Raw genomic sequence first — 16,420 nt, forward strand, 5'->3', positions numbered from 1 at the left:
TCTGATTCTTGGCGGTTGGGGTTTCGTCCCGGGATCGTTCTCAGTTATGCGTGGGGACGGTTCAGGAGCCGTCGATGTCTGTCATATGGTCGAAGACTTTGGTGAAGATCCGCCCCAGGGTCTCCATCTCCTCGGGGTCGAGAAGATCGACGAGGTGTCTGCGGACTCCGGCGACGTGATCGGGTGCCGCGGCCCGCAGCAGCTGCCATCCGGCCTCGGTCATCACGCAGTTGACCCCACGGCCGTCCTCGGGGATGGCGGAACGCTCGAGCAGTCCGCGCTTCTCCATTCGGGCGACGCAGTGGGTCAGCCGGGATCGGGACATGGTCGTGTCGGTGGCGAGCAGCGCCATTCGCATCGTCCTGTCGTCGTGTTCGGACAGACGTACGAGGATTTCGTATTCGGGCAGGCCGATGCCGTGCTTCTCACGCAGCTCCTTGTCCAGCTGTGTGCTGAGCAGCTGAGAGCCGTTGAGGTAGCTGCGCCAGGCTCTCTGGTCGACCGCCGAGAGCCAGCGAGGCTCGGTCATCACCGGCCTCCGCGGGCGTCGCGGTCGGACATGTGGCCGGCGGCCTCCACCTGGAGGCGCTGGGCGACCTCGGTGGCCCAGTAGGTGAGGATCGCATCGGATCCGGCACGTTTGAAGGCGATGAGAGATTCCTCGATCGCCTTCTCCCGGTCGATGGCTCCGGCGGCGGCCGCGAATTCGATCATCGCGTACTCTCCGGACACCTGGTAGGTCCACACTGGCACTATGGACTCCTGAGCCACCTCGGCGAGTACGTCGAGATACGGCAGCCCCGGCTTGACCATGACGATGTCGGCGCCTTCGGCGAGGTCGAGGCCGAGTTCGCGCAGCGCTTCGCGACCGTTCGCGGGATCCTGCTGGTAGGTCTTGCGGTCGCCCTTGAGCTCGGAATCGACGGCTTCGCGGAAGGGACCGTAGAAGGCGGAGGCGTACTTCGCGGTGTAGCCCATGACGACGACGTCGGTGAATCCGGCGGCGTCGAGAGCTTCGCGGCAGTAGGCGACCTGACCGTCCATCATGCCGGACAGGCCGAGCACGTGAGCTCCCGCGCGGGCCTGAGCCAGCGCCATCGAGGCGTAGCGGTCGAGGGTGGCGTCGTTATCGACCGCACCGTCCTCGTCGAGGACTCCGCAGTGGCCGTGGGAGGTGAATTCGTCGAGGCACAGGTCCGCCATGATCACGGTGTCATCGCCGAATTCGTCGGCCAGCAGCGACAGCGCCCGGTTGAGGATGCCGTCGGGGTCATCGGCCTGTGAGCCGATCTCATCCTTGTATTCGGGGATGCCGAAGAGCATGAGTCCGCCGACTCCGGCCGCCACCGCTTCCCGGGCGGCCTCGAGCAGGGAGCCCATCGTGTGCTGGACGACTCCGGGCATTCCGCCCAGCGGCAGTGGTTCGCTCAGGCCCTCCTTGACGAACATCGGCAGGATGAGCTCGGTTGGGTGGAGTCGCACCTCGGAGACGAGGCGGCGCAGGGCCGGGGTCGACCGCAGCCGACGGGGACGGACGGTTCCGGGAACCAATGACATGTCAGGCCTTCCTTCTGCGGCGCTTCTGACTCGGACGCTGCGGGGAGATCCCGGCTTCCACGTCTTCGGCGCGCTGGGTGAGTGCGAATTCGACGAGACCGTCGATAAGCGAGGTGAGGTTGGCTTCCTCGGCGAGAACGTCGACGCGCAGTCCGTGTTCGGCTGCGGTGTTCGCCGTTGCCGGGCCGATGCAACAGATCACGGAGGTGGGGGCGGGTTTGCCGGCGATGCCGACGAGGTTGCGCACCGTCGATGAGGAGGTGAAGAGGAAGGCGTCGAAGTCGCCGGCCTTGATCGACTCGCGGATCGGAGCCGGCGGCGGGGAGGCGCGCACGGTGCGGTAGGCGGTGACGTCGTCGGGGTCCCACCCCTTCTCCAGCAGCCCGGCCACAAGCACCTCGGTGGCGATATCGGCACGAGGCAGGAGAACCGTGTTCATCGGGTCGATGTCATCGACGAAGTCCGGCCAGGCCGCGGCCAGCCCGCGTGCGGAGTGCTCGCCGTCGGGGACGAGGTCGGGAGTGATCCCCCAGTCGACCAGCGCTGCCGCGGTGCGACCGCCCACGGCGGCGACCTTGACGCCGGCCATCGAACGGGAGTCTAGTCCGAAGTCTTCGAACCACATGCGCACGGCACGCACGGCGTTGACCGAAGTGAATCCGACCCATTCATAGGATCCGTCGACGAGGCCGCGGATCGCCTTCTCCATCTGGGTCGGTGTGCGCGGCGGCTGCACGGCGATCGTCGGCACGACGGTGCCGACGGCGCCGAGCTCGGCCAGGGCTTCGGCGGTGGAGGTGCCCTGTTCCTTCGTCCGCGGGATGAGCACCTGCCAGCCGAAGAGCGGTTTGGATTCGAACCAGCTGAGCTCTCCTCTGGATTCCACTCCCTGCCCCATGATCACCACCATACGATCCGAACCTGTCTGCGCCATGGACAGCGCCTGCTGCAAAGTCGTCTCCACGCTCGTCTGCTCGATGGTGGAGATCCCCCACCCGAGGAGGACCTTCGTGTCCTCGTCCCAGCCGTCGGAGAGCAGGGCTTCGATGGCCTGTTCGTGGGCGGCTGCGCTGCCGGTGAGCACGTGGGTCGTGTTCCGGTGGCGGGAGACGTCGACATGGGTCTGCGGGCCGGCTTCGATGAAGCGCACCGAGCGGACGCGGTTGGTCGTCAGAGCCGTTCCGGTGAAGGCCGCCGTCGAGGCGGAGAGTCCGACTCCGGGCACCATTTCGACCTCGACCTGTTCCTTGCGGCAGACTCCGGCTTCCGCTGTCGTGGTGGTGAAGATGATTCCGTCGTCCGAGCTCAGCCGCACCACGGTCTTGTCCGGGCGGGCGAGTTCGGCCATGCGGCGACCGCGGGTCGAGGCGGCGACTCCGAGGTCGGCGGCATCGATGAGCGTTGCGGCCTGCGGCACATAGGCGGTGACGATCTCGGAGTGCACATCGGCGTCATAGACGACGGTTTCGGCGGTGGCGAGGATCTCGGCGCCGCGCATCGTCATCAGACCCGATTCGCCGGGTCCGCTGCCGATGAAGACGACGCGCGGAGCAGCCGGCAGGAGTCGGCGCGGCTGCACCTGGCCCGTTGTCGGTTCGCTGTTCATCCCTGCTCCTGAGCCTTGACGGGGGTGAGGTGTTCGGCGCTGGCGGCCGGGTCGATGCCGAGGCGTCCCAGAAGATCCTCGGCCGCTGCGGTGCCGAGTTCGTCGGCGATACGGGCGAGTTCCTTCGCGGTCACCGACAGCTGCTGCTGGCCGGTGCTGCTCCAGTCGACGTCGAGCAGGGCGGGCAGCTCGGTGCTCTGCCGCGTGCGGGCGAGCTTGCCGTCGTCATCGGCCATCACGGCGTCGACGATGAACTCGGTGCCCTCGATCTTCGCCAGCGCACCGATCGGGGCCGAGCAGCCGGCTTCGGCACGGGAGAGGATCGCGCGCTCGCAGGTCACGGCGAGGTCGGTCGTCTGGTCGTGGATCCGGCGCAGGGCCGCCCGCACCTCGGCGTCGCCGTCGAGGACGTCCGCGGTGGTGGCGAAGGCGCTGTCGGCACTGCGCGTCTCGATCGCCAGGGCTCCCTGGCCCGGAGCCGGGAGCATGACATCGAAGTTGAGCGAATCGGTGGCTTCGGCCAGGCGCCCGATGCGACGCACTCCGGCGGCGGCGAGGACGACTGCGTCGAGACGGCCGTCGCGGACATGGGCGATGCGGGTGTCGACGTTTCCGCGCACTCCGCGGACCTCGATATCGGGACGTGCGGCACGCAGCTGAACGGCACGACGCGGCGAACCGGTGCCGATGACGGACCCGGAGGGCAGGTCGTTCAGGCTCAGCCCGTCGCGGCCGATGAGGACGTCGGCCGGGTCGACGCGCGGTGGGATGGCTGCCATCTGGATTCCCGCCTCGGGGGTGGTGGGCAGGTCCTTGAGCGAGTGCACGGCCAGATCGATCTTGCCCTGGTGGAGGGCCTGTCGGACGGCGGAGACGAAGACTCCGGTGCCGCCGAAACCGGCCAGGGGCGCCATGTTGACATCGCCCTCGGTGACGACCTCGACGATCTCGACGCGCCAGCCGGTCAAAGCCGCGATCTGGTGCGCGATCGCCGTGGACTGGGACCGAGCCAGCTGTGACCGGCGGGTGCCCAGACGCACGGTGCGGCCGGTGAAGTGTTCGGGTTCGACGATGTCGAGGGTGTGATCGGCGACCGGGCGGATGCCGTCGGCCTCGACGTGATGCGCGCTGGCGGCCTTCGCGACCTTCGTCTCCGGAGCGGTCTTGGCGTGGGCGACTTTGTTGACCGGCAGGTCGAAGAGCTGCATGAGCGCCTGAGCGTAGTCGACCTCGGATTCGGTCACAGCGAGTTCCTTGACCTTCACGGTCGGGGTGTGGATGAGCTTCTCCGCCACCCGGTGCAGGGATTTGCGGATCTCGGCGAACGCCTTTTCGTCGACGGAGTCACCGAGCTTCTTCTCCAGTCGCTGGGTCTCGGAGGCGAGCACATCTTTGGCATGGGAGCGCAGAGCGGTCACGGTGGGAGCGACCGAGCGCTCCTTGTTGCCGGTGGCGATGTTCTCCAGCTCGGCGGCGATGATGGAGCGCACCTCCTCGACAGTGCTCACGACCTTCGCGTCGCGTTCCTTGTCGGAGCCGCGCAGGAGTTCGCGGATCTCGCCGAGGCCGAAGAGGGCGACATGTTCGAACTCGCGGACGCTGGGGTCGATGTCGTGCGGCAGGGCGAGGTCGATGAAGGCCTTGTTCGCTGCGCCCTTCGGGTTCTGCGAGAGTCCGGCGACGATGTCGTCGCGGCTGACGACGACTCCGCGGGCGCCGGTGCAGGAGACGATGAGGTCGGCGTCGGCGATCTCCTCGGCCATGATGCGCGGAGTGAGTTCACGGGCACGTCCGCCCACCTCGGCGACGAGGCGTTCGGCCTTGTCGAGCGTCCGGTTGAGCACGGTGATGTGGGCGACGCCTTCCTTGTGCAGTCCGGACACGACGAGGCCCGACATGGCTCCGGCGCCGATGACCAGTGCATTCGCGGCACGCAGGGACCCGATGTGCGCGGCCGATGCTTCGATGCCTGCACCGAACAGGGACCGGGCGACGTCACCGAGGTCGGTCTCCGAATGCGCGCGCTTGCCCACACGCAGCGCCTGCTGCAGCGCCTGGGAGAGTTCGGAGGTCAGCGCCTTGTCCGACTGCGATTCCGTGAACGCCGTCCGGAGCTGACCGAGGATCTGGGCTTCGCCGATAGCCATGGAGTCGAGTCCGCAGGCGACCTTGAGCAGGTGCTCCATCGCCTGGTGGTCGTAGTGGGCGTAGAAGTGCCCGGCGATATCGGACCATTCTTTGTCGATCGACGACACGAGCGCGTTGCCGAGGTCGGCCAGTCCTCCGTGGAAGGCGGAGACGTCGGCGATGAGTTCGAGACGATTGCACGTCGAGAGCACGGCAAGTCCCTCGATGTTCTCTCCGGCCAAGGCGTCCCGTCGCAGAGTGCCGACCTCACCGGCGCCGAAGGCCATCCGATCGAGCATGTCGATCGGAGCCGACTGATGTGAAATGCCGAGAACCAAGAGAGTCAATTCCTGTGCTCCTCAAAACCAGGGTTGAGCGGTGCCGTGTCCAGCGCCGAATAGTATGCGAGTACTTGCAGCTCACTGGCCAAGTCGACTTGATGGACACGCACGGTATCCGGTGCGTCGAGCACGGTGGGTGAGAAGTTGAGAATGCCGCGCACACCTGCTTCGACGGCCTTCTGGGCCGCTGCGGGTGCCGCGGCCGCGGGGACGGCCATGACCACCAGGTCGATGTCTTCGGACCAGGCGGGAAGGTCGTCCAGGGAAGAGACGGTCAGGGCGCCGATGGAGGTGCCGATCTTCTCCTCGTCGATGTCGAAGACGGCGGTCAGGCGCAGGCCGCGCCGACGGAATCCGGCGTAGTCGGCCAGTGCCGAGCCGAGCCGTCCGGCGCCGATGATGGCGACGCGGCGGTCGCGGTCGAGGCCGAGGAACGTCCGCAGGGTCGCGGCCAGCTCCGGACAGGAGTAGCCGACCCCGCGGGTTCCCGATCGTCCCAGCTGGGACAGGTCTTTGCGCAGAATAGACGGGGACACACCGCTGCGGGCGGCAAGGTCCTCCGACGAAACTGTGTCCTGGCCGGTGGCGGCAATCGTCTCGACGGTCTGCAGATAGATCGGGAGTCGGGATATCACGCGCTCGGGTACGTCCTTGCGAACGACACCCTCAATCCTGTTGGCGGACAGAATCTCGCCCACGAATCCGCCTCACTCCTTCAATCGATCTCATGCGCCCAAGGCGTCGAGCGCCTTGGACAGCCGATCCCTATCGACTCGATGAAAACTGTGTTGTCGCCCGTTGAGGAGAACGACCGGAACGTCCCAGCCGTACTGCGCAGCCAGATCGTCATCCGTATCGATGTCGATCTCGGTCACGGTCACATCTCTGCCCGCAGCCACCTCGGTGACGGCCTGCAGCGCATCAGCACACAGATGGCAGTCGACACGTGTGAGAAAGGTCAGATCGACCATGGCTCACTCCTCATCGGGTGCAACAAACCCCGCCGAGAAATCACTCGAGCGGGGGCGTAGGACCGTTGGGTCTTACTTCTTGTTGCGACGCTGGTGACGTGTCTTGCGAAGCTGCTTGCGGTGCTTCTTCTTCGACATACGCTTGCGGCGCTTCTTGATGACTGAGCCCACTCGGGTACCCCTTGTGCTTGTCGGTGGAGGGTGAACATCAGGTGCCCGCCCATTGAACTAACCGTGCAATTCTATCGCTTGGCCGCCTGCTTTCCCAAAACTGTGTCCAGATCCACAACGGCGGTGCCAGGCGATCCGCGCGGACGCGGGGATCGGGTTCGGCCCGGGTGGCGTGCACGGCAGGGCCTGACTCGCGTTCGGCTGGGTCGACGGGCGTCGACCGATATCGATCAGTCGAAGTAGGGGTCGAGTGCGAAGAAGGGGAAGATGTTCTTCCGAGTGCCCATCACGGCACGGTCGAGTTCGACTTCGGGGTCGAACCCCTTCGACCACGGTTCGAACGCCCCGTCGAAGCCGTCGGTCATCGACAGCGGTGCCTCGCGCCCGGTCTTCGTCTGCGCGTAGGAGGCCCAGCGTCCGGGGATCCGGGCTCCGGGATCGATATCGCGGCCGGCGGCGACGGCGAGGAGGTTCGTCCAGGCACGGGGCACGACGTCGATGATCGCGTAGCCCCCTCCCCCGACGGACAGCCAGCGTCCATCGGCATGGTCGACGGCGAGGTCGCGGATGCGTTCGGCGGCGATGCGCATCGCGTCGACGCTCAGACGCATATGGGTCAGCGGGTCCGCCCGGTGACCGTCGCACCCGTGCTGGGAGACGACGACCTGAGGCTCGAAGGCGGCGACGACCTGCGGGACGGTGGCGTCGAAGGCGCGCAGCCAGTCCGCGTCGCCCGCGCGCGGAGGCAGGGCGATATTCACCGCCGAGGCGGCCGCCTTGAGTCCCCCGATATCGGCGGGGTACCCGGTGCCGGGGAAGAGGAACTTCCCCGATTCGTGGATCGAGATCGTGAGCACTCTAGGGTCGTCCCAGAAGAACGTCTCGACACCGTCACCGTGGTGGGCGTCGATATCGAGATAGACAACGCGCTCGTATCCGGCTTCGAGGAATTCGGTGATCGCTCCGGCCGCGTCGTTGTAGACGCAGAAGCCGCTGGCCTTGCCCGGCATCGCGTGGTGCATTCCGCCGCAGAAGTTCACCGCGCGTCGAAAGTCTCCGGAGATGATCGCGTTCGCGGCGTTGACGCTGCCTTGGAACAGCATAGCCGAGGCGGTGTGCATATTCTCGAACCCGGGAACATCCTCGGTGCCGATTCCGTATCTGTTCGCGTCCCGCTCTTCGAGGCCCTCCTCGGTGCCGGCCTGCTTGACCGCGGCGATGTAGTCGGGGTCGTGGAGGCGGGCGAGCTTGGCCTCATCGATCTCGCCGATGGGATCGACGTGGACGTTGTCTGCGTCGAAGAGTCCGAAGTCGTCGGCGAGCTTCGCTGTCAGGTCGAGCCTGAGAGGGTGCATGGGGTGGCTGGGACCGAAGTTGTAACCGGTCACCTCGTCGTCCCAAACGACATACACATCATTTTCGGCCATGCCCACCATGCTATATGGCGCAGCTCACTTGCGCCGATTCCGGGGCCACCGGCTCTACCATGGTGATTGTGTCCAAGAATTCCTCGCCGCGCTTCGATCGGCTGCTGAAGCCGGGCCGGTGGGTCCGTGACTTCGTCGACGACCTTGCCGTGGCCTCACCGGCACAACTGGCGATCGGGTCCTTCGTCGCCGTCGTCGCGGCGTTCGCGATCCTGCTGATGCTGCCGGCGAGCATGCGCGACCCCGGTTCGGTCGACCAGGCCACACACATCGCGAACTCGGTGTTCGTGGCGGTCTCCGCCGTGTGTGTGACCGGGCTGACCCCGGTCGTCACGGAGGAGTACTGGTCAGACTTCGGGATCTCGGTCATCACCGCCGGCATCCAGGTCGGCGGTCTCGGAATCCTCACCCTCGCCTCGGTGCTGGGCATGGCTGTCTCCAGGAGGCTGGGAGTCCGGCAGCGACTGATCGCTCAGCAGGCCACTTCGGCGCTCAATCTGGGTCAGGTCGGCTCGCTGCTCAAGGCCGTGGTCATCACCATCTTCACCGCCGAATCGATCCTCGCGGTGCTGCTGTTCCCACGGTTCCTCATCCGCGGGGAATCGCTCGGCGACTCGATCTGGTACTCGGCGTTTTACTCGATCTCGGCCTTCAACAACGCCGGTTTCACCATCCACGAAGGCGGGGCGGCGTACTTCGCCTCCGATCCGTGGATTCTGTCCCTGCTCATGGCAGCGGTGTTCGTCGGGTCGCTAGGATTCCCGGTCGTGCTCATGGTCGCGATGTCCTGGAACCGGCCCAGCCGATGGGATCTGCACACGAAGCTGACGCTGACGACCACGACGACGGTCCTGGCGATCGGGCTGCTGCTGTTGGCGCTGTTCGAGTCGGCGAACCCGGCGACCCTGGGCGATAAGAACGCCGGCCACACCTTCGTCGAAGTGCTGTTCATGGCGGTCATGCCCCGGTCCGGCGGCTTCGCGACGATGGAGGTCGCGGACATGAGCCAGGCGTCGCATCTGCTCATGGACCTCATGATGTTCATCGGCGGCGGATCCTCATCGACGGCCGGCGGAATCAAGGTGACGACGGTGGCCGTGCTCGTCCTCGCTGCGTATGCCGAGGCCAGGGGTCTGCAGGACGTGAACGTGTTCGGTCGGCGCCTGACGTCGTCGACGATCAAACTGTCGATCTCGATTCTGCTCACCGGTGCGATGATCGTCTTCATCGGCACCCTGACGATGCTGCAGATCAGTGCGGAACCGCTCGATCGGGTGCTGTTCGAGGTGATCTCCGCCTTCGGCACCGTGGGTCTGAGCTCCGGAGTGTCGGCGACCTCGCCGGATTCGGGACTCTATGTTCTGTCGGTGATCATGCTCATCGGTCGACTCGGTACGATTACACTGGCGGCTGCACTGTCTATGCAGGATTCGGTGCGCCTGTACCGCTACCCCGAGGAAAGGCCGGTCGTTGGCTAACGAACACACTTCCATCCTGGTCATCGGACTGGGGCGTTTCGGGTCCTCGACTGCAGCGACTCTTGCCCGGCTGGGGCGCGAGGTCATGGCCATCGAGCACAACCCCGAACTCGTCAAGGACTGGAGCGGCAAACTCACGCACGTCGTCGAAGCCGATTCGACGAACATCGACGCACTGCGGCAGGTCGGTGCCGGTGACTTCTCGACTGCCGTCGTCGGGATCGGAACCTCGATCGAAGACAGCGTGCTCACGACCGCCAACCTCGTCGACCTGGGCGTTTCGCAGGTGTGGGCGAAGGCGATCTCGCCGTCACACGGCAAGATCCTCCACCGCATCGGCGCCCACCATGTGCTCTACCCGGAATCGGACGCAGGTCGCCGCGTCGCCCACTTGGTCAGCTCCAGGATGATGGAGTACATCGAGTTCGATGAGGGCCATTTCGCGGTGGTGAAGATGCGTCCGCCGCGGGAGATCCAGGGCTTCACTCTCAGCGAGTCCGGTGTCCGCGACAAGTACGGCGTGACGATCGTGGGCATCAAGAGCCCCGGCCGCGACTTCACCTACGCCGATCCGACGACCCGCGTGGGCAAACAGGATCTGCTCATCGTCGCCGGTCACGTCGAGCTGCTCGGCCGCTTCGCCGGCCGCCCGTAGCTTCCGAGTCCGCGTCCAACCGCCGCTTCACCCGCCGGCTGCACCTCCCGCCCTCCTCAACGACGAAGGTACAGGTTTCTCCGCAATGTATACGTTCGTCCGTGTGCATTACAGAGAAACCTGTACCATTTCGCGGGTCCGCAGGAATCAAGAGAGCGGGCGACGGGAATCGAACCCGCGTCATCGGCTTGGGAAGCCGAAGCTTTACCATTAAGCTACGCCCGCACGTCACCGCTGGTCAGCAGGCACCCATCAAGATCAGACCCGGTGCAGACATGCCACGATCGGCAACTCGATCCAGTCTACAGCTTCCCACCTCGGCGAAGGGCGAGGGTGCGGCCGTAGCCGGCGACCACCGCGTGTTCGAAGTCCATACGTCGCGCGCCGAACGGAATCGGGTCGTCTGCACTTCGAACACGCGGATGGCGGATGGGGTCAGTGCTCGACAGCCTCCTCGGCGCCGAATCCGGTATGGGCACGGACGTCCATTTCGGCAGCCAGCTCGGGACTCTCCACCGTCTTATCGGTCACCGAGGCGATCCAGCCGAGGACGAAGCCGAGCGGAATCGAGATGATGCCGGGGTTCGACAGCGGGAAGATCGCGAAGTCGGCCCCGGGGATCATCGCGGTCTCTGATCCGGAGACGACCGGCGAGAAGGCAATGAGCACCATCGCCGAGATCAGTCCGCCGTAGATCGACCACACCGCACCGCGAGTGGTGAAGCGCTTCCAGAACAGCGAGTACACGATCGTGGGCAGGTTCGCGCTGGCGGCGACGGCGAAGGCCAGCGCCACGAGGAATGCGATGTTCTGCCCCTGCACTCCGATGCCGCCGATGATCGCGACCGCGCCGATGACGACGACGGTGCGGCGGGCGATCTTGACCTCCGCCTCGGAGTCTTCGACCTTGCCCTTCTTGATGACGTTTGCGTAGATGTCGTGAGCGAACGAGGCCGCCGCGGTGATCGCCAGGCCCGCCACCACCGCGAGGATCGTGGCGAAGGCAACCGCGGAGATGAAGCCCATGAGCAGAGGCCCACCGAGCTGAAGCGCCAGGAGCGGAGCCGCGGAGTTCACGCCGCCAGGAGCGTTCTTGATCGCGTCGGCGCCGACGAGTGCGGCCGCACCATAGCCGAGCACGAGGGTGAAGAGGTAGAACGCACCGATGAGCCAGATCGACCACACCACGGATCGGCGAGCTTCCTTAGCCGTGGGGACGGTGTAGAAGCGCATGAGCACGTGGGGCAGACCCGCCGTGCCCAGCACGAGCGCCAGTGCCAGGGAGATGAAGTCAAGCGGGTTCTCGCCGTACTGCAGACCCGGGTTGAGGACGCCTTCCCCGACTCCTTCAGCTGCGTTGTCCACGGCCGAGGCCAGCAGGGTCGAGAGGTTGAAGCCGTTGAGGGCGAGCACCCAGACGGTCATGGCGAAGGCACCGGCGATGAGCAGAATCGCCTTGACGATCTGCACCCAGGTAGTGCCCTTCATTCCGCCGACGAGGACGTAGATGATCATCAGCGCGCCGACGACGGCGATGACCAGCGACTGGCCGACCTTGCCGTCGATGCCCATGAGCAGAGACACGAGTCCGCCGGCGCCGGCCATCTGCGCGAGCAGGTAGAAGAAGCAGACCGCCAGGGTCGACAGGGCAGCTGCCATGCGCACGGGGCGCTGCTTGAGACGAAACGACAGCACATCGGCCATGGTGAACTTGCCGGTGTTGCGCATGAGTTCGGCGACGATGAGCAGAGCGACGAGCCAGGCGACGAGGAAGCCGATCGAGTAGAGGAATCCGTCGTAGCCGTTGACGGCGATCGCACCGCAGATGCCGAGGAAAGATGCGGCAGAGAGGTAGTCACCGGCGATGGCGAAGCCGTTCTGCGGTCCGGTGAACGACCGGCCGCCCGCATAATAGTCCGAAGCGGACTTGTTGTTGCGGCTGGCCCGCAGAACGATGAACATCGTGACCGCGACGAATGCGGCGAAGATCGTGATGTTGAGGACCGGGTTGTTCTCCACCTCGGTGGTCGCTGCGCTGAGGAGGTCGACTCCCGAAGCGACGAAGTCTCCGATTGCCAGAGTGCTCATGAGCGGTGTCCTTCCGACTCAGCCTGCAGTCGTTCACGGATCTCCTCCGCGGGAGGGTCGAGCTTCTTGTTGGCGAACGAGACGTAGAACATCGTGATCGCGAAGGTCGTCACGAACTGCAGCAGCCCGAATACGAGTCCGACGTTGATCTCCCCCACGACCTTCGTCGACATGAAATCGTGGGCGTACGTACTGAGGATTACGTAGAGGAAGTACCAGACGAGGAACGCAATCGACAGCGGGATCACCACCGAGAAGCGTTTGCGTTTGAGGGCCTTGAACTCCGGCTTCTCCTCCTCTGCGAGGAAGTCAACACCGGTGTTGACAGGGTCAGTCATTCTTTCTCCTTTGAATGGACAGAACATCAGTGTCCTGAATCACATGACCCAAAGGTAACGTTCAGCATGCGCTAGGGAATACCACCGAAAGTTGGTAGCTTGTCCACATGAATGCGCACGCCAAGGAAACGCGGGCTCTCAAGGTCGAGACCCGTCGCCTATTCGTCGAAGCCGTCGGTTCCCTGCACCGGAGCGGCACCGGTGACGTCGTCTTCGGAGGCATGGTCGAAGAGGATTCGGTCGCGGTCGAAGCCGTCGCCGGCGCCGATAAGAACCTGCTCTCGACCCTCATCGTCAGCACCGGACGCGGCCTCGGCGGACGGGCCATGACCGAAGGCACTCCACAGCTGACCCGCGACTACGAGATCGACCCTCTCATCACCCACCATTACGACGAGGAGGTCCTCGGCGAGGGCATCCGTGTCCTCGTCGCCGTCCCCACGCTGCACGGCGGTGAAGTCACCGGTATGGTCTACTGCGGCCACCGCGCGGACTACAACGCCGCCGCCCCGCAAACGGGAGACCTCGTCAGGAGAGTGCGACAGCTCTCGGTCGATCTTGCTCGACTCGGATACCGGCAGGAACCGCGCGGCCCCGTCAAGGAGGAACCGCTCTACCCGGATCTGGATCCTTCGGGACGCGAGGCTCTCCGGCACACCTACGCCGAGCTGAGAGCCATCCGCTCCGGAATCGTCGATGAGGAGACCCGGGAGAAGCTCACCGGCATCGAGGCGCGCCTGGCCGATATTCTCTCCGGACACAATCCGGAGAACTTCCAGACGCCGGTGCCCGCAGTCAGGCTGTCGCCGAGGGAGACCGATATCCTCTCGCACGTTGCCCTGGGCTGGCCGAATGCCCGCATCGCCGAGGCGCTGTCGCTGCGCGAATCGACGGTGAAGTCCTATCTCAATACGGCGATGGTCAAGCTCTCGGCACGGACTCGACATGAGGCCGTGTCGATCGCCCGCTCATCCCACGTCCTCCCCTGAGCGGGGAGGACGGGATCAGCCGTTGATGACCTCAGAGTTCTCCCGTTCCATCTCCAGGGAACGGTCCGCCGCCGCCAGCGCGGCCGCCTCGGCGATATCGAAGATCCCGGAGTCGAGGAACTGCTGGAGACCGGCCAAGGTCGTTCCGCCCTTGCTGCTCACGGCCTGGCGCTGCGCGGCGGGGTCGGGCTTCTCGGTCAGGAGTCGGCCAGCGCCGTCGGCGGTGGCAACGACCATCTGACGGGCGACGTCCTCGCTCAGGCCCTGCTTGACGCCGGCGGCGATCATGGCTTCGGCGAGGAGGAAGAAGTACGCCACTCCGGACCCGGAGATTCCGGTCATGGCCGGGATCTGGGATTCGTCGAGATCGACGACGAGGCCGGCGCCCGACAGCAGCGACTTCAGTGTGTCCACGCTGGCGGCGGTCACCTCGGCGGTGGGGGCCAGCGCGATGACGCCGTGGCCGATGGCGCTCGGCGTGTTCGGCATGATCCGCACAATCGGATTCTCGGGGGCGAGCTTCGCAAGGTCTGCGGCAGCGACGCCGGCCGCCATGGACACGAGCACGGAGTCCTGGTCGAGGTCGTCGGCGAGTCCACGCAAGGTCTCGGCCATCATCCACGGCTTCACGCCGAGGAACACGAAATCGGCTCCGGTCGCGGCTTTCCGATTCGCTTCGGCATCGTCCTCCAACGAGGTGACCGTGGCTGTGGGCAGATCAGTGCGGAGCCGCTGCGCCGAGGCGGTCGAATTCGTCGTCGCGCGGACGGTGATGCTCGCGTCGGCGGTGAGGATTCCCTGGATGAGGGCCGTGCCCATGTTGCCGGTTCCGATGGAGGCGATGGTGGTCAAAATGCGTCAGCCTTTCGATATCTGATGTGTGATGGTCGGTGGGTGTCCATGCGCTTAAGCGTGCCGGTGCGAGGTCGGGCGTGGCGATGCGAAGGCGGGCAGGGTGATGTGCGGCCTCGCGGTCGTTCGCGGGTTCAGCTCTCGGCGCCGGCTTTTCCGGATCGCGAGGGCTTGTGCTCGGAGGTGCGGGAGTGGCTGTGGGCGTTGCGTCGCGGACCATCCGCGTCGAGGCCGAGGTGCTCACGGGCGAAGGCGATGGACTCGGCGAGCATCTTCTCGCGCGCGGACTGTCTGCGCACGAATCGGGTGTTGACCTCGACGACGACGTCGCCCTGCCAATTGTGTTTGGCGAGGTACTGCAGGGTCTCGGCGACGGGCATGGTGCCTTCGCCCGGAACGAGATGTTCGTCCTTGAGTGAGCCGGCTCCGTCGGTGAGGTGGACGTGGCGGAGCTGGTCGAAGATCTCGCCCACCGTCTCCAGGGCGTTCATTCCGGCGGTGGAGGCGTGGGAGAAGTCGAAGGTGAGGTCGTCGTAGTCCTCGTCCAGGGGGTTCCAGTCGGGATAGTAGACCTGGATCTCACGCAGGCCGGCCCGCCAGGGATACATGTTCTCCACGGCCAGTCTCACACCGGTCTCCTGGGAGACCTGGCGGACGCCGTCGACGAAGCCGAGGGCGTATTCTCCCTGCCAGCGGAACGGCGGGTGGAGGACGACCGTGTCGGCACCCACTGCCTTGGCGAGGTTCGCGGTGATCCGCAGCTTCTCCCAATGGTCTTTGTGCAGCACTCGGGGCAGAAACAGCAGGGTCGGCGCGTGCAGGGAGATGACGTCGAGTCCGGTGTCGCCGGCGAGTCCGTTGATGAGGTCGACGTCTCGCGTCTCGGGGTTATGGGTGACCATGATCTCGACACCGTCGTAGCCGTGTTTGGCCGCTTGGGTGAAGGTCGCCTCGACGGTCATCGGTGAGACGGAGGAGCTGGAGAGGCCGAGCCTGATCCGGTTGTCGGAGACGTGGTGGGCGTCTTTCTCGTAGACGTCGTGTTTGTCGAAGTACTCCTTGTGGCGCTTCGAATTCGAGCGCGCAGAATTCTTGGTGGTCAACACCTTCCGCTGGGACTTCGACTTCTTGCTCATCTCTTCCAGTCTAACGCGGCTCCCCCACCCCAGAACTACTGTGAGTATTGATGGTGGCTGGTCTGGGACTGGCTGGCAGAGTAGGAACTGACCGTCCCATCGATCATCATGACCCTCAGAACTACTGACTCGAACGATGTCCTCGTCGGGATCTGTCTGATGATTGGTGGGCGGTCGGCACCGGCTCGGCCCACATCGATAACTTGATCAGAAGGTTGTCCGTTCCTGACCGAACGTGACTCATCACAGTAGTGTTTCGACGTGACTATCTCCCGGACCGGAGCCGACCGTTCGACGGTCGGACCTCATCCGCTCTGACACAGGAGAATCACGAACCGTCATGACTATCATCTCGCATTTATACGCGTTTGTCGTGGGCGTCGACACCCACGCGAAGAACCACGTCTACAGTGTCCTCACCCACACTGGTGAGCACGTCGACACTGCCACGTTCCCGACCACGAAAGCTGGCATCAAACGAGCCCTGACGTGGGTCGGCCGCCGTACTCGCGGGGACCTGAACACCCTGTGGGTGATCGAGGGTATCGGCACTTACGGGGCGATCCTGGCCGACCATGTCGCCGACGCAGGCTATACGGTCGCCGAGGCTGCCAGCATGAATGCTCGCGACCGGCACGCCACGGGCAAGGACGACCGGATCGATGCCAGACGGATCGCTGGCAC

At 65.2% G+C, this 16,420-nt stretch carries 16 protein-coding genes and 1 tRNA gene; 4 read left to right on the forward strand and 13 right to left on the reverse strand.

From position 1 onward, the window contains the following. Window positions 1–61: 61 nt before the first annotated feature. From BI49514_RS12225 to BI49514_RS12260, 8 genes are all read right to left on the reverse strand, one after another. The gene (locus tag BI49514_RS12225; RefSeq protein WP_101546803.1) at window positions 62–529 is read right to left on the reverse strand and encodes a MarR family winged helix-turn-helix transcriptional regulator; all 468 of its coding nucleotides are present in this window, start codon (window positions 527–529) and stop codon (window positions 62–64) included. Continuing rightward, a complete protein-coding gene (gene hemB / locus BI49514_RS12230; RefSeq protein ID WP_101546804.1) occupies window positions 529–1,557 on the reverse strand; it encodes a porphobilinogen synthase in 1,029 nt (342 codons plus the stop codon). Before hemB ends, BI49514_RS12225 begins: the two co-directional genes overlap by 1 nt. Window position 1,558: 1 nt before the next feature. Beyond that, window positions 1,559–3,163, reverse strand: coding sequence for a bifunctional uroporphyrinogen-III C-methyltransferase/uroporphyrinogen-III synthase (locus tag BI49514_RS12235; RefSeq protein ID WP_101546805.1), 1,605 nt, complete (start codon window positions 3,161–3,163; stop codon window positions 1,559–1,561). Further along, on the reverse strand, window positions 3,160–5,637 hold the full coding sequence (gene hemA / locus BI49514_RS12240) for a glutamyl-tRNA reductase (protein WP_101546806.1): 2,478 nt from the start codon (window positions 5,635–5,637) through the stop codon (window positions 3,160–3,162). Before hemA ends, BI49514_RS12235 begins: the two co-directional genes overlap by 4 nt. After that, window positions 5,634–6,329 carry a redox-sensing transcriptional repressor Rex gene (locus BI49514_RS12245; protein ID WP_101546807.1) on the reverse strand — a complete coding sequence of 232 codons (696 nt, stop codon included), beginning with the start codon at window positions 6,327–6,329 and terminating at the stop codon, window positions 5,634–5,636. The genes hemA and BI49514_RS12245 overlap by 4 nt, the downstream gene beginning before the upstream one ends. 27 nt (window positions 6,330–6,356) lie before the next feature. Continuing rightward, window positions 6,357–6,602: a glutaredoxin family protein gene (locus BI49514_RS12250; protein ID WP_101546808.1), complete on the reverse strand. Its 246-nt coding sequence runs from the start codon at window positions 6,600–6,602 to the stop codon at window positions 6,357–6,359. A 72-nt stretch (window positions 6,603–6,674) separates the two neighbouring features. Continuing rightward, complete coding sequence (locus tag BI49514_RS12255) at window positions 6,675–6,773, reverse strand: 30S ribosomal protein bS22 (RefSeq protein ID WP_009882927.1); 99 nt, start codon at window positions 6,771–6,773, stop codon at window positions 6,675–6,677. Between the two features lie 230 nt (window positions 6,774–7,003). Next, window positions 7,004–8,200, reverse strand: a complete 1,197-nt coding sequence (locus BI49514_RS12260; protein ID WP_101546821.1) for an acetoin utilization protein AcuC — start codon at window positions 8,198–8,200, stop codon at window positions 7,004–7,006. A 59-nt stretch (window positions 8,201–8,259) separates the two neighbouring features. Between BI49514_RS12260 and BI49514_RS12265 the strand changes: the two genes are divergently transcribed. Both BI49514_RS12265 and BI49514_RS12270 read left to right on the forward strand, forming a co-directional pair. After that, entirely contained in the window at window positions 8,260–9,678 is a 1,419-nt protein-coding gene (locus tag BI49514_RS12265) for a TrkH family potassium uptake protein (protein WP_244195033.1), read from the forward strand. Then, entirely contained in the window at window positions 9,671–10,333 is a 663-nt protein-coding gene (locus tag BI49514_RS12270; protein WP_101546810.1) for a potassium channel family protein, read from the forward strand. The genes BI49514_RS12265 and BI49514_RS12270 overlap by 8 nt, the downstream gene beginning before the upstream one ends. A 154-nt stretch (window positions 10,334–10,487) precedes the next feature. On the opposite strand, the gene BI49514_RS12275 is transcribed toward BI49514_RS12270, so the two are convergent. From BI49514_RS12275 to BI49514_RS12285, 3 genes are all read right to left on the reverse strand, one after another. Further along, window positions 10,488–10,558: transfer RNA gene (locus BI49514_RS12275), tRNA-Gly, on the reverse strand. 210 nt (window positions 10,559–10,768) lie between these two features. Further along, window positions 10,769–12,421, reverse strand: coding sequence for a solute symporter family protein (locus BI49514_RS12280; protein ID WP_180954385.1), 1,653 nt, complete (start codon window positions 12,419–12,421; stop codon window positions 10,769–10,771). Next, window positions 12,418–12,759: a DUF485 domain-containing protein gene (locus BI49514_RS12285; RefSeq protein ID WP_101546811.1), complete on the reverse strand. Its 342-nt coding sequence runs from the start codon at window positions 12,757–12,759 to the stop codon at window positions 12,418–12,420. The genes BI49514_RS12280 and BI49514_RS12285 overlap by 4 nt, the downstream gene beginning before the upstream one ends. A 107-nt stretch (window positions 12,760–12,866) precedes the next feature. On the opposite strand from BI49514_RS12285, the gene BI49514_RS12290 reads away from it, so the two are divergent. After that, entirely contained in the window at window positions 12,867–13,748 is an 882-nt protein-coding gene (locus BI49514_RS12290; protein ID WP_101546812.1) for a helix-turn-helix transcriptional regulator, read from the forward strand. Window positions 13,749–13,763: 15 nt separating this feature from the next. Here the strand turns inward: BI49514_RS12290 and proC are convergent, their stop codons facing one another. Both proC and BI49514_RS12300 read right to left on the reverse strand, forming a co-directional pair. Then, window positions 13,764–14,600 (reverse strand): pyrroline-5-carboxylate reductase, encoded by an 837-nt coding sequence (proC, locus tag BI49514_RS12295; protein ID WP_101546813.1) that lies wholly within the window; start codon window positions 14,598–14,600, stop codon window positions 13,764–13,766. Window positions 14,601–14,734: 134 nt separating this feature from the next. Next, entirely contained in the window at window positions 14,735–15,736 is a 1,002-nt protein-coding gene (locus tag BI49514_RS12300; RefSeq protein WP_101546814.1) for a sugar phosphate isomerase/epimerase family protein, read from the reverse strand. Between the two features lie 340 nt (window positions 15,737–16,076). On the opposite strand from BI49514_RS12300, the gene BI49514_RS12305 reads away from it, so the two are divergent. Then, window positions 16,077–16,420, forward strand: a 344-nt coding sequence (locus BI49514_RS12305; RefSeq protein ID WP_145996223.1) for an IS110 family transposase, incomplete at its 3' end; no start/stop codon positions are given.

Source organism: Brevibacterium iodinum ATCC 49514 (genome assembly GCF_900169265.1).
Classification (GTDB): Bacteria; Actinomycetota; Actinomycetes; order Actinomycetales; family Brevibacteriaceae; genus Brevibacterium; species Brevibacterium iodinum.